22 protein-coding genes and 1 pseudogene are annotated in these 16989 nt (G+C 73.6%); 16 read left to right on the top strand and 7 right to left on the bottom strand.

Annotation, left to right across the window (positions count from 1 at the left end):
- The 3 genes and pseudogenes from AB0G02_RS14150 to AB0G02_RS14140 all read left to right on the top strand — a co-directional run.
- Window positions 1-189, top strand: a pseudogene (locus AB0G02_RS14150) (alpha/beta hydrolase); the annotation flags it as partial.
- A gap of 50 nt (window positions 190-239) precedes the next feature.
- On the top strand, window positions 240-611 hold the full coding sequence (locus AB0G02_RS14145) for a metalloregulator ArsR/SmtB family transcription factor (protein ID WP_360793646.1): 372 nt from the start codon (window positions 240-242) through the stop codon (window positions 609-611).
- Window positions 608-1498, top strand: coding sequence for an SRPBCC family protein (locus AB0G02_RS14140; protein ID WP_360793644.1), 891 nt, complete (start codon window positions 608-610; stop codon window positions 1496-1498). The genes AB0G02_RS14145 and AB0G02_RS14140 overlap by 4 nt, the downstream gene beginning before the upstream one ends.
- Here the strand turns inward: AB0G02_RS14140 and AB0G02_RS14135 are convergent.
- Window positions 1447-2286, bottom strand: a complete 840-nt coding sequence (locus tag AB0G02_RS14135; protein WP_360793642.1) for an ADP-ribosylglycohydrolase family protein — start codon at window positions 2284-2286, stop codon at window positions 1447-1449. The genes AB0G02_RS14140 and AB0G02_RS14135 overlap by 52 nt on opposite strands.
- Window positions 2287-2463: 177 nt before the next feature.
- Here AB0G02_RS14135 and AB0G02_RS14130 point away from each other — a divergent pair, with 177 nt between their 5' ends.
- Window positions 2464-3129 (top strand): trypsin-like serine protease, encoded by a 666-nt coding sequence (locus AB0G02_RS14130; protein WP_360793650.1) that lies wholly within the window; start codon window positions 2464-2466, stop codon window positions 3127-3129.
- A 60-nt stretch (window positions 3130-3189) separates the two neighbouring features.
- Here AB0G02_RS14130 and AB0G02_RS14125 read toward each other — a convergent pair whose 3' ends face one another.
- Window positions 3190-3570 (bottom strand): helix-turn-helix domain-containing protein, encoded by a 381-nt coding sequence (locus tag AB0G02_RS14125; RefSeq protein ID WP_360793640.1) that lies wholly within the window; start codon window positions 3568-3570, stop codon window positions 3190-3192.
- Window positions 3571-3618: 48 nt separating this feature from the next.
- Here AB0G02_RS14125 and AB0G02_RS14120 point away from each other — a divergent pair, with 48 nt between their 5' ends.
- Window positions 3619-4416, top strand: a complete 798-nt coding sequence (locus AB0G02_RS14120) for an SDR family NAD(P)-dependent oxidoreductase (protein ID WP_360793638.1) — start codon at window positions 3619-3621, stop codon at window positions 4414-4416.
- 147 nt (window positions 4417-4563) lie between these two features.
- Here the strand turns inward: AB0G02_RS14120 and AB0G02_RS14115 are convergent, their stop codons facing one another.
- Window positions 4564-5595: a DNA polymerase IV gene (locus AB0G02_RS14115; protein ID WP_360793636.1), complete on the bottom strand. Its 1032-nt coding sequence runs from the start codon at window positions 5593-5595 to the stop codon at window positions 4564-4566.
- 31 nt (window positions 5596-5626) lie between these two features.
- Between AB0G02_RS14115 and AB0G02_RS14110 the strand changes: the two genes are divergently transcribed.
- From AB0G02_RS14110 to AB0G02_RS14090, 5 genes are read left to right on the top strand one after another with little or no spacing between them, the layout of a single operon-like run.
- Entirely contained in the window at window positions 5627-6034 is a 408-nt protein-coding gene (locus AB0G02_RS14110; RefSeq protein WP_360793634.1) for a helix-turn-helix transcriptional regulator, read from the top strand.
- Between the two features lie 23 nt (window positions 6035-6057).
- Window positions 6058-6468, top strand: a complete 411-nt coding sequence (locus AB0G02_RS14105; protein WP_360793632.1) for a VOC family protein — start codon at window positions 6058-6060, stop codon at window positions 6466-6468.
- Between the two features lie 40 nt (window positions 6469-6508).
- Window positions 6509-6955: a DUF309 domain-containing protein gene (locus AB0G02_RS14100; RefSeq protein ID WP_360793630.1), complete on the top strand. Its 447-nt coding sequence runs from the start codon at window positions 6509-6511 to the stop codon at window positions 6953-6955.
- 1 nt (window position 6956) lies between these two features.
- Window positions 6957-7589: a GNAT family N-acetyltransferase gene (locus tag AB0G02_RS14095; protein WP_360793628.1), complete on the top strand. Its 633-nt coding sequence runs from the start codon at window positions 6957-6959 to the stop codon at window positions 7587-7589.
- 3 nt (window positions 7590-7592) lie between these two features.
- Entirely contained in the window at window positions 7593-7805 is a 213-nt protein-coding gene (locus AB0G02_RS14090) for a hypothetical protein (RefSeq protein ID WP_360793626.1), read from the top strand.
- A 90-nt stretch (window positions 7806-7895) separates the two neighbouring features.
- Here the strand turns inward: AB0G02_RS14090 and AB0G02_RS14085 are convergent, their stop codons facing one another.
- Both AB0G02_RS14085 and AB0G02_RS14080 read right to left on the bottom strand, forming a co-directional pair.
- On the bottom strand, window positions 7896-8129 hold the full coding sequence (locus AB0G02_RS14085; protein WP_360793624.1) for a hypothetical protein: 234 nt from the start codon (window positions 8127-8129) through the stop codon (window positions 7896-7898).
- Between the two features lie 116 nt (window positions 8130-8245).
- Window positions 8246-9568 (bottom strand): helix-turn-helix transcriptional regulator, encoded by a 1323-nt coding sequence (locus AB0G02_RS14080; protein WP_360793622.1) that lies wholly within the window; start codon window positions 9566-9568, stop codon window positions 8246-8248.
- Window positions 9569-9692: 124 nt separating this feature from the next.
- Here AB0G02_RS14080 and AB0G02_RS14075 point away from each other — a divergent pair, with 124 nt between their 5' ends.
- The gene (locus tag AB0G02_RS14075) at window positions 9693-10445 is read left to right on the top strand and encodes an EI24 domain-containing protein (RefSeq protein WP_360793648.1); all 753 of its coding nucleotides are present in this window, start codon (window positions 9693-9695) and stop codon (window positions 10443-10445) included.
- 9 nt (window positions 10446-10454) lie between these two features.
- On the opposite strand, the gene AB0G02_RS14070 is transcribed toward AB0G02_RS14075, so the two are convergent.
- Window positions 10455-12407, bottom strand: a complete 1953-nt coding sequence (locus tag AB0G02_RS14070) for a beta-propeller domain-containing protein (RefSeq protein ID WP_360793619.1) — start codon at window positions 12405-12407, stop codon at window positions 10455-10457.
- 181 nt (window positions 12408-12588) lie between these two features.
- On the opposite strand from AB0G02_RS14070, the gene AB0G02_RS14065 reads away from it, so the two are divergent.
- The 4 genes from AB0G02_RS14065 to AB0G02_RS14050 all read left to right on the top strand — a co-directional run bounded on the left by AB0G02_RS14065 (window position 12589) and on the right by AB0G02_RS14050 (window position 15014).
- Entirely contained in the window at window positions 12589-12963 is a 375-nt protein-coding gene (locus tag AB0G02_RS14065; RefSeq protein ID WP_230572641.1) for an FKBP-type peptidyl-prolyl cis-trans isomerase, read from the top strand.
- 133 nt (window positions 12964-13096) lie between these two features.
- Complete coding sequence (locus AB0G02_RS14060; RefSeq protein WP_360793617.1) at window positions 13097-13684, top strand: YbaB/EbfC family nucleoid-associated protein; 588 nt, start codon at window positions 13097-13099, stop codon at window positions 13682-13684.
- Window positions 13685-13705: 21 nt separating this feature from the next.
- Entirely contained in the window at window positions 13706-14008 is a 303-nt protein-coding gene (locus AB0G02_RS14055) for a type VII secretion target (RefSeq protein WP_360793615.1), read from the top strand.
- Window positions 14009-14138: 130 nt separating this feature from the next.
- The gene (locus AB0G02_RS14050) at window positions 14139-15014 is read left to right on the top strand and encodes a hypothetical protein (RefSeq protein ID WP_360793613.1); all 876 of its coding nucleotides are present in this window, start codon (window positions 14139-14141) and stop codon (window positions 15012-15014) included.
- Between the two features lie 24 nt (window positions 15015-15038).
- Here the strand turns inward: AB0G02_RS14050 and AB0G02_RS14045 are convergent, their stop codons facing one another.
- Entirely contained in the window at window positions 15039-16238 is a 1200-nt protein-coding gene (locus AB0G02_RS14045; RefSeq protein ID WP_360793611.1) for a glycosyltransferase 87 family protein, read from the bottom strand.
- A 157-nt stretch (window positions 16239-16395) separates the two neighbouring features.
- On the opposite strand from AB0G02_RS14045, the gene AB0G02_RS14040 reads away from it, so the two are divergent.
- The gene (locus AB0G02_RS14040; protein WP_360793609.1) at window positions 16396-16980 is read left to right on the top strand and encodes a DNA-binding protein; all 585 of its coding nucleotides are present in this window, start codon (window positions 16396-16398) and stop codon (window positions 16978-16980) included.
- Window positions 16981-16989: the final 9 nt, after the last annotated feature.

Below are 16989 nucleotides of genomic sequence, written 5' to 3'. Positions count from 1 at the left end.
ATCGTGCACCTGGAGCACACCGTCGCCCTGTACCGGGGGATCGCGGACGCGCAGCTGTGCGTCCTGCCCGGCACCTCGCACCTGATGCCGTTCGAACGGCCGGACGAGTGCGTGGCGGCGGTGGTGACCTTCCTGACCACGACCCCGACGCCGCTCATGCCGATCCGCCGCGGGGAGGTGGGCTCCTGACCGATCTGCCCGGTTGACAGCGTATATGCCCTGTTGGCTATATTGCCGACATGGCATCTACGTTCGCCGTGCTCGCCGACCCGCACCGGCGGCAGATCCTCGACGTGCTGCGGGACGGGGAACGGCAGGTCAACGACCTGGTCGACGGGTTGTCGGTGAGCCAGCCGACGGTGTCCAAGCACCTGCGGGTGCTGCGCGACGCCGGGTTGGTGGAGGTCCGGCGGGACGCGCAGCGGCGGCTGTACCGGCTGCGGCCGGGGCCGCTGGCCGAGGTCGACGCCTGGCTCGCGCCCTACCGGCGGATGTGGGAGGACAGCCTCGACGCGCTGGAACGCCGACTGGACGCGGTCGACGACGCGGATGACGACGCGGATGACGACGCGGCCGACGGGATCGGCCCGAAGGACGGGAGTGACGGATGAGCACCGAGCTGCAGCGGATCGACGGCAAGCCCGTGCTGAGGTTCGAACGGGTGCTCGCGCACCCACCGGCCAAGGTCTGGCGGGTGGTCACCGAGCCCGCCGAGCTGGCGCACTGGTTCCCGGCGGCCGTGGAGGTGGACGGGCGGGCGATGACGTTCTCGTTCCCCGGCCAGGTCACCACCGGCGAGGTGCTGGAGTCCGACCCGCCGAGGGTGTTCGCGTTCCGCTGGAACACCGACGTGCTGCGGTTCGAGCTGCTGCCGCACGAACGCGGCTGCCTGCTGGTGTTCACGCACGTCCTGGGCGACGAGCTCGGCGCCGGCCGCAACGCCGCCGGCTGGGACACCTGCCTGGCGGGCCTGGAGGCCCGGCTCACCGACCGCCCGTTCGAGCCGCCCGCGGACGTGCTCGAACCCATGGAGCGCTACATCCGCGAGTTCGGGCTGGACGAGGGCCGGCTGGAGGACGGCGTGGTGCGGTTCGTCCGCGACCTCGTCTGGCGTCCCCTGGACGAGGTGTGGGCGCTGCTGGTCGAAGGCGAGGACGGCGTGCCGACCCGCGCCACCAACCCGCACGTGCCGCCCGGTCCCCTGATCGACCGCACCGAGCCCCGCGTGCTGGAGTACGACTCCCCGACCGGGCGGGTGCGCTGGGAGTTCCGCCACGACCCCGACGAGGGCACGACGGTGGAGCTGACGCACGCGATCTCCGACCCGGCGTTCGCACCGCAGGCGCTGGCCGCCTGGCACGCCCACCTGGAACTGTTCTTCGCCGCGATGTTCGGCGACATCCGCTGCCCGTGGCCGGAGGAGCGGGTCGTCGAGCTGCTCGACCGCTACCGCGAGCCCAGCCGGGCGTCCAGCGCGGCCAGGTGGTCGCGGCCGTAGGGGCCGTTCTCCAGACCGTCCACCAGCGCCTCGGGCAGGTCGGCGGCGATCTCGGCGGACCGCGAGGCGGCGGCCAGGGCGATGGTCGCGACGGTGTCCACGTCGCCGGTGAAGGCGACGCAGGCGCGCAGGACCGAGCTGAGCGAGCCGCCGGCGGACAACGCGGTCAGGGCGGCGCGCACGCTCATCACGCCCTTCGACCCCACCTTGCCCGACCACGGTCGCGCCCACTCGTCGGAGCCCAGGCGTGCGGCGATCCACGTGCCGACCGACGCCACCGGCCCGAGGTCGTGGTGGCAGTAGTGCACGGCCAGGGCCGCCGCCCGTGCCGACGACACGCCGTCCGGTGTGTCGTGGGTGACCTTGGCCTGCACGTCGGTGTGGTGCAGCACGTCGGCCACGGTGGGCAGCAGGCCGACCGGGGCGGCCCTCATCGCCGCACCGCTCTTGTCGCTGTCGGGTCGGATGCGGGCCAGGAACTCCGCACCGGTGTGCACGGTCCGCAGGAACTCGTGGAAACCGCGCGCGTAACCCTCGCGCGGGTCGCGGTGGAACGCGGTCACGAAGGCCGTCGCCACCGCTTCGGGGGTCCACGGCGCACCGGAGGCCCGCAGTTCCGCCAACGCCAGCGCCAACTGCGTGTCGTCGGTGTACGAGCCGGGGCGGATGCCGTGGTGCCGGGGGTGCCGGACGTACCCGGCGAGGGTGTTGTGCCTGGTCACGAAGGCGGGGTCGGCGTACTCGAAGCCCGCGCCGTACGCGTCCCCGATGGCCAGTTCCACGAGCATGTCGTCCACGTTATCGCGGGCGTTATAACCATTTCGATATATCCCATTTCACCCGGACGAGTGGTACGAATTCCGTGACCCAAGACACCCTGTGCGCGAGCAATCGCGTGTCTTCGGAATCGAGGAACCTTGCGAATCACCAGGTTGATCCCTGCGCTCGCAGCCGCGTTGCTGTCCGTGCTCGCCTTCGTCCCGTCGGCGTCGGCCGCGCCCGCGGGGGACGGCGGCGTCACGCCGTACATCATCGGCGGCGGCTACGCGAGCAACGCCCCCTGGGCGGCCCGGCTGTTCTCCAACGGCAGGCAGACGTGCACCGCGACCATCATCGCGCCCACGTGGATCCTGACCGCGAAGCACTGCGTCAGCGGCGGTGGGCTGTCGTTCCGCATCGGCAGCCTCGACCAGACCTCCGGCGGCACCGTCGCCAACGGCGTGCAGACCACCACCAGTTCGGCGGCGGACCTCGCGCTGGTCCGGCTCGACCGCTCCGTGTCCGCGACCTACGCCCGGCTCGGCCAGCCGGGTTCGGTCACCGTGGGCCAGAACGTGCAGGTCTACGGCTGGGGCGCGACGTCCCAGTGCGGCTCGGAGATCAACTGCCAGTCGCAGTACCTGAAGGTCGCGAACGTGACCGTGACCGGTGGCTGCACCGACGCCTACGGCGGCAGCGCCATCTGCGCCCGGCGCGGTGACGGCATCACCGCGGGCGGCGACTCGGGCGGCCCGATGATGGCGGCCGGCGCGCAGGTCGGCGTCGCGTCCACCAGCGACCGGCAGACCACCACCGCCTACACCAACGTGACGCGGTACCGGGCCTGGATCCAGTCGGTCGCCGGCGTCTGATCGCGCCGTCCCGGACGGGGCCCGCGCCGCCACCGCACGCCCGGTGGCGGTGCGGGCCCTTCAGGCGCTCCTGCGCCGGTCGTAGGCCGATCGCGCGGCCCCGATGGTGTCCTCGTGCTCCAGCACCCACCGCCCCAGTGGGACGACCAGGTCCAGCAGCGAACAGCCGAGCGCGGTCGCCGCGTACTCCACGCCGGCGGCCTTGCCGGGTCGCACGGCCCGGCTCACCAGGCCGTCGCGCTCCAGGTTGCGCAGCGTGCGGGTGAGGATGCGCCGGCTCAGCTCGTGCACCGCGCGGTCCAGCTCGTTGAAGCCGTGGGGGCGCTCGACGAGCAGCGCCAGCACCAGCACGCTCCACTTGTCCCCGACCCGGGTCAGCAGGTCGGACACCGGGCAGGCGGCGCGGTCGGCGGCCGTGACCGGCACCGGGACCAGTGACATGGATGTGCCTTCTTTCGCGTCGACGCGGTGGGATCCAGGCTTCAGGTTATGGCGAACGTGGTGATCACCGGGGGCACGAACGGCATCGGCCGGAGCTTGGCGGGACGACTGGCGCGCGAGGGGCACCGGGTGGCGGTGGTGGGGCGGTCGGCGGTCGCACCGGACGGCGCGGAGCTGATCAGGGGCGACCTCGGCACGGTCGGGGGCACGGTGGCGGTGGCGGAGGAGGTGGCGGCGCGGTTCGACGTGGTCGACCACCTCGTGCTGGGCGCGGGCCGGTACCACCGCCGCCGGGTGATCACCGTGGACGGCTTGGAGCACACGTTCGCGCTGCACGCGGTGAGCCGGTTCGTGCTGGTGGAACGGCTGCTGCCGGTGCTGGAACGGTCCGCGTCACCGCTCGTGGTGAGCCTGTGCGGGGTGGCCGGGCTGCGCGGGCCCGGCATCCGGTGGGACGACCCGTCGTTCAGCCGCGAGTACCGGGCGTCCCACGCGGTCAGCCAGGGGGCGCGGGCCGCGGACCTGCTCGGCGCGGGCTTCGCGGACCGGCACCCCGGCAGCCCGGTGCGGTACGTGCTGCACAACCCGATGTTCGTCGACAGCGGCCTCGGCGCGCAGGTCGGCGGGCTGCCCGGCAGGGCGCTGGACGTGCTGGCCCGGCTGTTCGCCCGGTCCGTGGACGACGCGGCGGGCCAGGTCCACCGGTTCCTGGCGGACCCGCCCACCGCGCCGCTCACCGCCTCGCGCGCGGGCACCCCGGTCGACCTGGACCGACCGGATCTCGACCGCGCCACCGCGGCCCGTCTCTACGCCCTGATGGACGACGTCACCGCCCCGGTCCTGTGACGCGGGCCGAGGACGGGCAGCCCGTCCGCGACGAAGGTCCCGGCCCCGCCGACCGGGCCGGGAACTGCGGCCAGGCCGGGAACTGCGACCGGGCGAAGAACCGCCACGGCAGCACGCGCGACCGCGGCACCGGACGGCCCGCCGCGCTCATCCCCCGCCGAACTCCGCACGCACCCCGAGCAGGCGCACGGCGCGCGGGTCGTCGAACCGCGCCAACGCCGCCGCGGCCGCCGCCTCGATCGGTTCCACCTCGCTCGTAGGCGCGGCCAGCGCCACGCCGCGGGTGAAGGTGAAGAACGGCACGAACCGCACCTTCACCACCACCCGGACCGCCGGTCGCCCTTCCGCCCGCACGTCCTCCGCCACCCGCTGCGCGAGCAGGCGGACCTGCGCCCGGACCTCCTCCGGATCGGTCAGGTCGTCCTGGAACGTCGTCTCCCGGCTGCGCGACTTCGCCACCCACGGCGTCGCGGTGACCTCCGCGTCCCCCGCGCCCAGCGCGAGCTGCCGCAGGTGCGGCCCCATCGCCGGGCCGAACCGCGCGGCCAGCACCTCCGGTCCGGTCCGCGCCAGCTCCTCCACCGTGCCGACGCCCAGCTCGGCGAGCTTGGCCGCGGTCCGCGACCCGATGCCCCACAGCGCGGTCACCGGCCGGCCGGCCATCACCTCGACCCAGTTGTCCCTGGTCAGCCGGTACACCCCGGCGGGCTTGGCGAACCCGGTGGCGAGCTTCGCGCGCAGCTTGTTGTCCCCGACGCCGACCGAGCACTCCAGCCCCGTCCCTTCCCGGACCGCACGCCGCACGCCGTCCGCCAACGCCTCCGGGTCGTCGGTGCGCGCACCCAGGAACGCCTCGTCCCAGCCGATCACCTCCACGACCACCGGCAGCTCGCGCAGCACGTCCATCACGTGCGCGGACACCTCTTCGTAGGCGTGCGGGTCCGACGGCAGGAACACCGCGTCCGGGCAGCGCTTCTTCGCCAGCCGCAACGGCATCCCGGAGTAGACGCCGAACTCCCTCGCCTCGTAGGACGCGGTGGCCACGACGCCGCGCCGGGTCGGGTCGCCGGCACCACCGACGACCACGGGCCTGCCGCGCAGCTCGGGCCGGCGCGCGACCTCGACCGCCGCGATGAACTGGTCGAGGTCGACGTGCAGGACCCAGTCCTGTCCGGACACGTCGTCAGTATCGCCGTGGAATGCTGTCTACGTGCGACCGGAAGAACTCGAACACCTCCGCCGGGCACGCGACCTGATGGACCGCGAGTACGCCCGGCCGCTGGACGTGCCCGCCCTGGCGCGCGCCGCGCTCATGTCCGCCTCGCACTTCGCCCGGCAGTTCAAGCTGGCCTACGGCGAGACGCCGTACAACTACCTGATGACCAGGCGCGTCGAACGGGCGAAAGCGCTGCTGCGCCGGGGGGACCTCTCCGTCACCGACGTGTGCGTGGAGGTCGGCTGCACCTCGCTCGGCTCGTTCAGCTCGCGGTTCACCGAGCTGGTGGGCGAGACGCCCAGCGCCTACCGGGCACGCCGCCACGACGCGACCACCGCCGTGCCCGCGTGCTGGACCAAGTACGTCACCCGGCCGAGCAGATCTCGAGAAGCACCGGCCTGACCGGCGCGGATAGGTTCGCCGGCATGAACCTCAAGCTCTCGCACACGTTCCTCCAGGTCCGCGACCAGGAGGAGGCACTGGTCTTCTACCGCGACGTGCTCGGCCTCGAAGTGCGCGTCGACGCGCCGATCGAGTCGTTCCGCTGGCTGAGCGTGGGCCCCGCCGGCCAGCCCGACGTGCAGATCATGCTGGAGGACCCCGACATGGGCCGTCCGGCGGGCGACGCGGCCGCGATGAAGGAGTTGATGGCCAAGGGTTCGCTGGGTGCGGTCATCTTCCGGGTGGACGACTGCGACGCCGCGTTCGAGCGGATCCGCTCGGCGGGCGCCGAGGTCATGCAGGAGCCGGTGGACCAGCCGTACGGGGTGCGCGACTGCGCGTTCCGCGACCCGTCGGGCAACCACCTGCGCTTCGCCACGCCGATCACGGGCTGATCCGTTTCGCGCGGACGCCGGGACGTGACACGATCAAGACGTGCCGACCAGCGACCGCGACCGCGACGAGCAGGGCCGAGCCCGGAACGCGCGACCGCGCGACGGGCTCGGCCGCCCACTGCCCTACGGGCTGCCGGGCGTCGAGCGCCAACCGGAGGGCGTGCCCCGCACGCCGGAGGAGTCGCTGACCGAGGCGCAGCGCCTGCTCGACCTCGGGCAGCCGTTCCACGCGCACGAGGTGCTGGAGGACGCGTGGAAGACCGCGCCCGAGCCGGAGCGCGAGCTGTGGCGCGGGTTGGCGCAGCTGGCCGTGGGCATGACCCACGCCGCACGCGGCAACGCGGCGGGCGCGGCGGCGCTGCTCGGCCGCGGCGCGCGCAACATCTCGCCGTACCAGGACGACCCGCCGCACGGCGTGGACGTGGCGGGCCTGGTGGCCTGGGCCGCCACGGGCACCGGCGTGCCGCGGCTGACCGGGGGTTCATGACGTGATCATCAGGCCTTACCGGGACTCCGACCGCGACGCGGTCGGTGACATCTGCGTGCGCACCGCGGACGCGGGCGGCGACTCCCGGCACCTCTACCCCGACCTCGACCTGATGCCGACCATCTTCGCGTGGCCCTACACCGACCTGGAGCCGTCACTGGCCTTCGTGGCGGACGACGGGGAACGCGCGGTCGGGTACGTCGTCGGCACCGCCGACACCCCGTCGTTCGTGGCGCGGTTCGAGTCGGAGTGGCTGCCGCGGGTGTCCGACCGGTACCCGCCGGTCGCCGAACCGTCCACACCGACCGAGGACATGGTGCACCTGCTGCACCACCCGCGGCGGATGATCGTGCCGGCGCTGGCGGACTACCCGGCGCACCTGCACATCGACCTGCTGCCGGAGCACCAGCGGTCCGGGCACGGTCGGGCGTTGATGACGGCGTTCCTCGGCGCGCTGGCGTTCCAGGGCGTGCCCGCCGTGCACCTGGGGATGCTGACGTCGAACACGGCGGCCCGCGCGTTCTACGACCGGCTCGGCTTCCACGAGGTCGACGTGCCGGACGCGGGACCGCTGACCTACCTGGGGCTCGAAGTTGGGCCGAACGCCGGCTTGGGGGCCTCCGCGGCGGGGTAACTGGTGGTCAACAACCCCACCCTGGAGGTCCCCGTGTTCGCGATCATCGCCGCGGTCATCTTCGGCCTCGCCCTCCTGCTCGACCTGGCGAACGCCTCTCTCGGTTCCGTGATCGACGGCGGGACCCTGCTGATGGCCGGGCTGCTGTGCGTCGCCCTGCACCTGGCGGGCGTCGGCGCCGGCGCGCGGGCGTTCAGCTTCCGCCGCCGCCGCTGAGGACGACCGCTCCCGCCCCGCGGCCGGAGCGCCGTCCGTGCGAGTCCCCAAGGCCGAGGGCCCCGCGCGTCGAGTGACCGCGCCGGGCCCTCAGCCGCCGGACGGCGGGGACGCGAGCAGGCACGCCACGCAGGGCATGCCCTCCGGTGCGGGCAGCAGCTCCGCCGTGCCAAGGTCGATCCGCTCGCCGCACAACGTCAGCAGGGCCGTCGACGTGCCGTCGGGCAACGGCACCAGGTGGCAGCTCCGCTCCCGCTCGCCCGCGAACCCGCCGCGCTTGCGCACCAGGAGGACGGGGTCCTCGGAGCGCTGCGAGGCGTTCACGACGTCACCAGCTCGTCCGGTTCGATCACGTTCCCCATGGTGCGCCGCCACCGGCCGGTTGAGCAGGGGCGAAGCCGAATCGCGGCCGCGGTACCCGCAAGTCGCATAGGAGCCGGTCAGCGGACCGCGGCGGCCAGTTCCGCGACGTCCCTCGCGCCCTCCCACTCGCCCAGCCGGCCCAGCTCGCGCAGCACGTGCGCGGACTTGGTGGCGCGGGCGGTCTCCAACGCCTCGTAGGCCAGCGCCGCGGCGTGGTCGTGCTCGCCCGCCTCGCGGTGCGCGTGGGCCAGCTTGGCCACGTGGACGCCTTGCTCCCACGTGCACATCCGCGGCCACGCCCGTCGCCGGACCTCCTCGTAGATCCCGATCGCCCGCACCGGCTCGCCCAGCTCCAGCCAGCTCGCGGCGCGCTCGGCCTCGAAGTGGTCGGTGGTGGAGCAGTAGCCGATCCAGTACTCCTCGTCGCTCGCCGGCTCGACGCGCCGGTACTCCTCGTCCGCCCGGTCGAGGCGGTCCATGCAGGACGCCTCGTCGCCCGCGAGGGCCAGCCCGCGCGCCTCCTGGCGCAGCGCCAGCGACCGCACCATCGGGCTCACGTCGTGCTCGCGGCCGGCCGCGCGGGCCAGGCCGATCACGCGGTCGGTGTCGCCGTCGGCCGCGGCGAGCTGGGACAGGCGGACGTAGGAGTAGGCCACCACGTCCCGGTCGTCCGCGGCCTGGCCCTGCTCCAGCGCGCGACCCGTCCACTGGAACGCGCCGCGTGGGTCGTCGGTCTCCTCGTGCAGCCAGCCCAGGAACTCGGCGTACAGGGCGGCCACGCCGAGCAGGGCCCGGCGCTGCTCACCTCGCGCCGAGCGGCGCAACCCGTCGACGTAGTCGTACATCGCCCGCGCGGTCGGCATGAGCGCGTCGGAGCTGCGCCAGTTGTGCGCGTCGTTGACGATGCGGCGCAGCACCAGCAGGCGGCTCACCACGTCACCCGCGCCGTCGCCGGACACGGTCGCGGAGGCGAACGCCGTCATCGAGTCGGGGTCGAGGCCGACCACCCGGCCCGCCGCGCCGCCGCCGAAGCCGGGCGCGAGGCGGTCGAGGTCGCGCCCGGCCACCGGCAGCGAGCCGTCGGCCAGGCCGAGCAGGTGGGCCGGGATGCCGAGCAGGCGCTGCAACGGCCGCAGCACGCGCAGGTCGTAGGCGATGTTGCTGCCGGCCTCCAGCCGGGAGATGGCCGACTGGGAGAACCCGGCGAGCGAGCCGAGCTCGTCCTGCCGCAGGCCGTGCGCACGTCGTGCGATCGCCACGACCGCGCCGGGCGATCGGGTGCGGACGGCCTCCCGCACCTCGTGGCCGTCCCACAGGGACCAGGGCAGCGGGGGTAACGGCGACAGCGGCGCCACCACCGATGGTCGTCCCGCGGTCAGGTCGGTGCGATCCAGTGTCATGGCCGGTCCTCTCCCCCTCCGGACCCAGCATCCTGGCACCGCTCCCAGACCCGCGCGACCGCCGGATCGACGACTTTGCCGACTTCGTCCGCTTCGTCGCGGATATGCTCCGCCGGTGATCAAGGTGCTGCGGGACTTCTCCACCGGTGTCGGGCTGCTCGGGCAGGGATTCGGGCTGGTGTTCCGGTCACCGAAGCTGCTGCTCATCGGCGCGATCCCGGCGTTGGTCACGACCGTGCTGCTGATCGGCGGCCTGGTGGGGCTGGCGGTGTGGATCGACGACATCGCCACCTGGGTCACGCCGTTCGCCGACGGCTGGGGCGACGGGGTGCGCGCGGCCACCCGGTTCGCCGCCGGGTTCGCGATCATCGGCGCGTTCGTCGCGATCGGCCTGCTGCTGTTCACCGCGATCACGCTGATCATCGGCGGCCCGTTCTACGAGCACATCGCGGAGACCGTCGAGGACACGCACCTCGGCGGCGTGCCCGAGGCCGAGCGGGTGAGCTGGCTGAGGTCGGCGGCGGTCGGCGTGCGGGACGGCGTGCTGCTCGTCGGGCTGGCCGTCCTCTGCGCCATCCCGCTGTTCGCCGCCGGGTTCATCCCCGTCGTCGGGCAGACCGTGGTGCCGGTGATCGCGGTGCTGGTCAACGGTTCCCTGCTGGCGATCGAGCTGACCGCCATCCCGTTCACCCGGCGCGGCCTCAAGCTGGACGTGCGCCGGCGCGTGCTGCGCGGGCGGCGGGCCGTCACGCTCGGGTTCGCCGTGCCGACCTACCTGCTGTGCCTCATCCCGTTGGCGGCGCTGGTGGTGCTGCCCGCGGCGATGGCAGGCGGCACGGTCCTCGCGCACCGCCTGCTGCACAACCAGCTCAGGTGACGTGCGGCGTCACGCGAACGCCACCCACGCCTGCGCGGCGAGCCCGTCGATCCGGCTGACCCGCACTCCGGCCACGGACACCGTCCACAGGTCGTCACCGATCACCAGCGCCCGGCGGATGCCCGGGTCGTAGCCCGACTCCTCGTGCCGGACCGTGCCCAGCTCGGAGAACGCGCCGTCACGCAGCCGCAGCACCAGCAGGCCGCTCGTCACCGGCGCCGCCGGCTCCTGCACCGAGGGCGTGGTCATCACGGGCAGCACCACCAGGTCGCGGGCCGGCCAGTACAGGAACGCGTGCGGGTCGTACTCGACCTCGGAGTTCGCGCCCGGCAGGTGGTGGCCCGCGAGCTTGGTCGGCGCGGCCGGGTCCGACACGTCGAACAGGGACACCTGCGTGCCGGTGGCCCGGCCCTGCCCGGTGGCCTCCTGGCCGACGCCGATGAGCTTCCCGTCACCGGCGGGGTGCAGGTAGGCCGAGTAGCCGGTGATCTTCAGCTCACCGACCGCGCGCGGGTCGGCCGGGTCGGACAGGTCGAGCGTGTACAGCGGGTCGGTCTGGCGGAACGTCACCACGTACCCGACCGGACCGGCGAACCGGACCCCGTAGATCCTCTCGCCCACGCCCAGCCCGTCGAGCCTGCCGACCTGCACCAGCTTCGCGCCGTCCCGCTCCAGCACGGTGACCGCGCTCTGCGTCGCGGGCGCCTGCTCCGGGATGCCGGGCGCGTCCGCCGACGTCGTGGCCACCCGCAGGTGCCCCTGGTGCTCGGACAGCGAGTACTGGTTGAGCAACGTGCCCGCGACACCGCCGGACGCCACGTGCTTGGGCGGACCCGGCTGCGAGACGTCGAACTGGTGGATCGCGGTGGTCACCGGCGCTTCCGGCGCGAACCGCGCCATCGGCCGCAGGTGGTGGTCGTCGGCCACGTACAGCGAGGTGCCCGTGCCGTAGACGGTGTCGCCGTCGGCCATGATCGTCACCGCGTCGCCGCTGCCGAGCTCGCCGGGGAAGTCGAACGTCAGCACGGACAGCATCGACGTGGCCGAGTGGTCCTCGGGGCGGCTGATCCGGTCGCACGCCACCAGCGCGCCCTCCGAGCGCGAGCCGCCGACGTCGGTCAGCTCGTAGCGCGGCAGCCACGAGCCGATCGGCGCGGTGGCGACGAGCTCCCGGTTCGCGATGAGGGACTCCGCCTCGCCGCGGCCATCCGTCGGGTAGACCCACGGCAGCCGCGGACCGGAGTGCACCACCACGCGCACCACGCCGCCGACCTGGCGCGCGTCGACGTACCGGCCTGTCACCGTGAGCGTGCCCAGCACGCGCGGCGCACCGGAGAGGTCCACCAGGGTCACCGACGAGTCCTCGGAGTACACCCCGTACGGGCTGTCGATCGCGACCCTCTCCCCCGTCATGCCCTGCCCCGCACCGATGACGAGCGCGCGGTCCTCGTGCAGCAGCAGTTGGGAGGCCTGGCCGCCGGGCACGTCGAGGGTGCCGGTGAGCCGACGGGTGACCACGTCCAGCACCCGCAGCTTGCCGTCCACGACCGTCACGACCCGCTTGCCGTCGGTCTTGACCAGGTCCGGCTCGTCGACGCCCGCCTCGTGCGCGTTCGTCGTCGAGTGCTCGGGCACCGTGGCGGCGCCGGGCGGGGTCGCCGGCATCCCGCCGGCGCGGGAGTCGGCCTGGCTCTCGGCCGCGACCCGACCGTCGGCCTTGGTCGCGTACGCCGTGCCGCCCAACCCGTAGGCGCCGACGTGCGGCGCGACGGCCTTCCGCAGCTCGGTCAGCGCGGTGTCGCACGTGTCGAACGCCACCAGGTCCACCGGCACCGCCTCGACCGGCGGCACGACCCGCCAGTCCTCCAACCCGGTCGGCACGGCCGAGGCCGCGCTCACCGCCACCACCGCGGCCGTGCTGCCGAGCAGCGCCACCCGCGCACCCCAGGACCATCGCCTCATGCCACCAGGACGGGACGGAGCGGGGAAAGGGTTGCGCGGCCCGGCAACCCGGCGCGGGTGCGGCCGGCGTCACGGCGTGGGCGCGGGCCGGTCGGCCGGTCGCACGGCGACGTGATTGAGTAGGCCAGGACCGAATTCCCACGCCCCCGTCCGCGGGGGCGCAGCGACACAGGAGACTCACATGGCCCCGAGCAAGCCCGAGGTCGAGCCGTACGAGGGTGCCCCGCCCGCCGACCTGGTGATCGAGGACATCACCGTCGGCGACGGGCCCGAGGCGGCGCCCGGTCAGCTCGTGCACGTGCACTACGTCGGTGTGTCGCACTCGACCGGCGAGCAGTTCGACGCGTCCTGGGACCGCGGCGAGGCGTTCAGCTTCCCGCTGGGCGGTGGCCGGGTCATCGCCGGCTGGGACCGGGGCGTCGCCGGCATGAAGGTCGGCGGCCGGCGCAAGCTGGTCATCCCGGCGCACCTGGGTTACGGCGACCGCGGCGCGGGCGGCGTGATCAAGCCCGGCGAGACGCTGATCTTCGTGGTGGACCTGCTCGGCGTGAACTAGTCCGGGTCGGAACGCGGCCCGGTTGCGACCCCTGCTCCGTTCGGAGCACTCGACCGGGGGTCGGAACCGGGCCGTTCCTCTCCGCGTCATCCTGAGTGGACCGTCGTCACCGCACTCGCAGGGGGGAACCGCCGTGCCCGAGGACATCGGCGCGTCCGAGCGGATGCTCGGCCAGTGGCAGCAGGGCATCGAGCAGAAGGCGCAGCGCTACCAGGAGATGGCCGCCCGCGTGCGGGGCATGACCATCTCCGAGGCCTCGCGCGACGGTTCGGTGCGGCTGACCATCGGCTCGAACGGCATCCTGACCAACCTGGAGATCGCGGAGTCCGCGCGGGACAAGCGGATGGCCGAGGTGTCGGCCGAGGTGATGAAGACCTTGCAGCGCGCGCAGTCGCGCATCCCGGAGCTGCTCCGGCAGGCCATGGCCGAGACCATCGGCACGCAGGACGAGACGGCGAACGTGCTGTTCGACGAGGCGAAGCGCAACTTCCCCGCCCCGCCGCACGAGGAGCCCGCGCCGCCGCCGGTCGGCCGCGAGCTGCGGTTCGGCCTCGATGACGACGACGCGCCGGCACCTCCGCCCGGACCGCGCCACGCCCCGCCGACCACCCCGCGCCACGCCACGCCGCCCGCGCCACCGTCCGCGCCGCCGCCGTCCCGCAGGCCACCGCGCGGGCACGACGAGGACGACGACTTCGGCGGACAGTCCTTCCTTTCCTAACCAGCTCTCCAGGGGGATCGCATGGCCGGTTTCGAGATCGTCGCGGACGCGCTCGAAGCGCACAGCAAGCAGTTGGGCGACCTGGGCTCGCGGTTGCAGGGCGCGGTGGACGCGGCGAGGACGGTCAGCATGCCGACCGACGCGTACGGCATCCTCTGCCAGCCGTTCCGGATGATGCTCGACCCGGTCGAGCAGTGGGGGCTGGACGCGCTGCAGGGTGCCGTGGAAGCCATGGAGGCCGCCGGCCAGGCGGTGAAGGACACCGTCGACCAGTACCGCGGGATGGACGACGCGATCGGGGACGGCTTCAAGTCCGGCGACTGACCCCGGTCGCCACCCCGGGTGGTCGGGCGCGAGCCGTGCGGTGGCCTCGGTCAACCGGACCACGGGTTCACGCCCCGGCCGTTAAGATCAGCCCACCGTGTTCGGGGGGAGCCAAAGGGGTGTTCGACGCATGAGCCAGCCAGCCACACCGCTGACCGAGCAGGAGCAGAACCAGCTCGTCAAGCAGATCGGCCGCGCCATGCTCCCCGCCCTTCCCCCGGGCTGGCAGCGGATCCGGGCGGAGTACCGGGCCGCCGGTCGGCACATCGAGGTGGACCTGGCGTTCGCGGGCCCCGACGGCCAGTGGCGGCCGGTGCGCCCGCCGATGGACGTGGTGCAGCTGTTCGGCCGGCTGCGCGCCGGGATGTACGAACCGGTCCGCGGCACGTGGTTGAGCGCGGTGTACGAGATCGAGGCCCCGGCCGCGTTCTCGGTCGACTTCAACGCCGAGGAGGAGCCGCGCTGGCGCAACGCGCCGCCGGTGATCGGCTTCCAGGACGAGCTGCGCACGTTCCCGCGCCAGGACGAGCGGATCCCCGCGTGGCTGCGCCAACGGGTCGGCCTGCCGCCGTTGCCGACGCCCCCGCCCGCCGAGCCCGAGCCGGAGAGCCCGCGCCCCGCCCCGCCGGCGGCGTCGGACGGCCCGCTGCGCACGGCGCACGTCTACGACGGGCGGGACGAGGCGGGCCGCCCGGTGGTGAACCGGCAGGTGCTCGACCCCCAGCTGGCCGAGGCGCTGCTGACCTACCTGGAGGCCGCGCCGGTCGTGCTGGCCGCGCGCAACCTGGACGTGGACGAGTTCGTGCCGGGCGACCAGGACGTGCCGCTGAACTTCCGCACCGACGGCGCGTGGATCTGGGCCGGCGCGGTGCCGCACTACCTGCGCAAGCACGGCCTCCCGCCGGAGCCCGAGCTGGTCGCGCACATCGTGGACCGCGGCTTCCGGCTCGGTGACGTGGACGAGGCCACCCGCGAGCGCGCGGTCGCGCTGATCACCGGCGGCTGATCACCGGCCGCCGTTCGGGACCGCTCAGGCGCTCGCGGGCTCGTCGGCCACCGGGCGTCGGACCCGCAGCGCGAGCACGACGACCGCCGCCAGGCCCGCCCAGACGTAGGCGTTGCCGATGATCTGCTGCCACCACGACCAGGTGTGCTCCAGCTTGTGCTCGTACGGCATGTACCACATGGGCGCGAGCCAGAACAGGAACGCGAGCGCCACGCCCCACGGCCAGTACCGGTGCAGCAGGTAGATGATGCCGGGCACGACCCACACCCAGTGGTGGGTCCACGACACGGGCGACACGAGCAGCCCGCCCACGGCGACCGCCATCAGCGCGGCCACCTCGTCGTCGCCCGCGCGCGCGACGGCGACCCACACCAGGGCGATGGTGGCCAGGCACAGCAGCGCCCACACGGCGGACTCGGCGGTGCCGGTGAGGCCCCAGCGGTTGACCAGGCCGCGCAACGACTGGTTGGCCACGTAGTCGAGGCCGCCGACGCGGCCGGGGTCGAGCAGGGCGTCGAACCAGTACTGCTTGCTGTCGGTCGGCGCGATGGCGAAGCCCACGAGGCTGAACCCGACGAACGACGCGACCGCCGTGACGACCGGCTTGATCCGCTTGCGCGGCAGGAAGAACAGCACGAACACCAGGGGCGTGAGCTTGATGGCGGCGGCCAGGCCGATGAGCAGGCCGCGGGGCCACGGCGTCTTGGGCAGCAGGCAGTCCAGCGCGGCGAGGCCGAGCAGCACCAGGTTGATCTGGCCGAAGTCGAGCGTCGCGATGACGGGTTCGAGCAGCAGCGACCCGAGGCCGACGCCGAGCCCGAGCAGCAGGGCCCTCCGGGTGCGGCCGTAGGCGTGCTCGGCGGTGACCAGGCAGACGCCGGTCAGCAGCGCGAGGCCCACGGCGGTCCAGATCAGCACGGCGGCCGACCACGGCACGACCGCGAGCGGGCTGAACAGCACCGCGGCCAGCGGCGGGTAGGTGAACGGGAACGGCGGGCCGTCCAGCGGCTCGGGGAACCGGTCCGAGTACAGCCGCACGCCCTCCAACCACGCCTGCCCACCCGTGCGGTAGACGCGCAGGTCGAGCAGGCCGATGTCACCCCCCGAGCGGTGCAGCACCACGGCGAGCGCGGTCACGACGGCCCCGGCCCACAGTGCCGCGACGACCGCCACCCGCTTGTCCACCCGAACCGGCAGCGCCACCGGACCACCCCCGCCTTCCATCCGGCGCATCGTAGCCGGCGGCCGGGTGAGTCCCAGGTCACCGTGCCCGACCTCGCCCGTTTACGTAGAGTCGCTAGGTGTGGACACTCTGTCGACACCTTCCGACGATCGGGTTACGTATGCGCACAGAAGCGCACGCTCGGGATACCCTGTGCGCATGAGTCCCGCGCTGGAGGCGGTGTTGGCCAAGGCAGGCTTGCAGGTCACCCCCGACGAGTTCCTGTCGCTCGTGGCGGACGCGGCCAAGAGGCTGGCTCCACCGCACCCCGACCCGACCAGCTACTTCCCACCCGACCAGCGCGACGCGCTGGTGGACGTGGGCCTCGACCTGAGCCCCCACCGCGTCACCGACGACCAGGGCCGCGCGCGGACCGTGGTGGCGCACGCCGTGCTGCGCGACTCGGCGCTGACCGTCGCGGAGGCCGCGCGGCAGCTGGGCGTGGACACCAGCCGCATCCGGCACCGGCTCGGCGTCGGCCGCCTGGTCGGCTGGAAGGACCGCGGCAGCTGGCGGTTGCCCGCCTGGCAGTTCGCGGGCACGGGCGTGCTGCCGGGGCTGGAGGCCGTGCTGGCCGCCGTGCCCGCCGACCAGCCCGCGCTCGTGGTGGCCGGGTTCATGACGACCGAGCAGGAGGACCTGGTGGTGGGCGGCACGCCCACGACGCCACGCGAGTGGCTGCTGGCCGGCGGCGAACCACGCCGGGTGGCGGCGCTGGCCGCGCAGCTGGGCACACCCGCCTGACGCGCGCCG

Source organism: Actinosynnema sp. NPDC023658 (genome assembly GCF_040639995.1).
Classification (GTDB): domain Bacteria; phylum Actinomycetota; class Actinomycetes; order Mycobacteriales; family Pseudonocardiaceae; genus Actinosynnema.
The sequence above is the reverse complement of the archived record's forward strand: the minus strand, read 5'-3'. Positions and strand labels throughout refer to the sequence as shown.

Coding starts and splice junctions, on each gene's coding strand:
- AB0G02_RS14045 (WP_360793611.1), bottom strand. CDS start 16,238: ATGGAAGGCGGGGGTGGTCCGGTGGCGCTGCCGGTTCGGGTGGACAAG.
- AB0G02_RS14120 (WP_360793638.1), top strand. CDS start 3,619: ATGGCGAACGTGGTGATCACCGGGGGCACGAACGGCATCGGCCGGAGC.
- AB0G02_RS14055 (WP_360793615.1), top strand. CDS start 13,706: ATGGCCGGTTTCGAGATCGTCGCGGACGCGCTCGAAGCGCACAGCAAG.
- AB0G02_RS14125 (WP_360793640.1), bottom strand. CDS start 3,570: ATGTCACTGGTCCCGGTGCCGGTCACGGCCGCCGACCGCGCCGCCTGC.
- AB0G02_RS14135 (WP_360793642.1), bottom strand. CDS start 2,286: ATGCTCGTGGAACTGGCCATCGGGGACGCGTACGGCGCGGGCTTCGAG.
- AB0G02_RS14140 (WP_360793644.1), top strand. CDS start 608: ATGAGCACCGAGCTGCAGCGGATCGACGGCAAGCCCGTGCTGAGGTTC.
- AB0G02_RS14070 (WP_360793619.1), bottom strand. CDS start 12,407: ATGAGGCGATGGTCCTGGGGTGCGCGGGTGGCGCTGCTCGGCAGCACG.
- AB0G02_RS14065 (WP_230572641.1), top strand. CDS start 12,589: ATGGCCCCGAGCAAGCCCGAGGTCGAGCCGTACGAGGGTGCCCCGCCC.
- AB0G02_RS14145 (WP_360793646.1), top strand. CDS start 240: ATGGCATCTACGTTCGCCGTGCTCGCCGACCCGCACCGGCGGCAGATC.
- AB0G02_RS14040 (WP_360793609.1), top strand. CDS start 16,396: ATGAGTCCCGCGCTGGAGGCGGTGTTGGCCAAGGCAGGCTTGCAGGTC.
- AB0G02_RS14080 (WP_360793622.1), bottom strand. CDS start 9,568: ATGACACTGGATCGCACCGACCTGACCGCGGGACGACCATCGGTGGTG.
- AB0G02_RS14050 (WP_360793613.1), top strand. CDS start 14,139: ATGAGCCAGCCAGCCACACCGCTGACCGAGCAGGAGCAGAACCAGCTC.
- AB0G02_RS14105 (WP_360793632.1), top strand. CDS start 6,058: ATGAACCTCAAGCTCTCGCACACGTTCCTCCAGGTCCGCGACCAGGAG.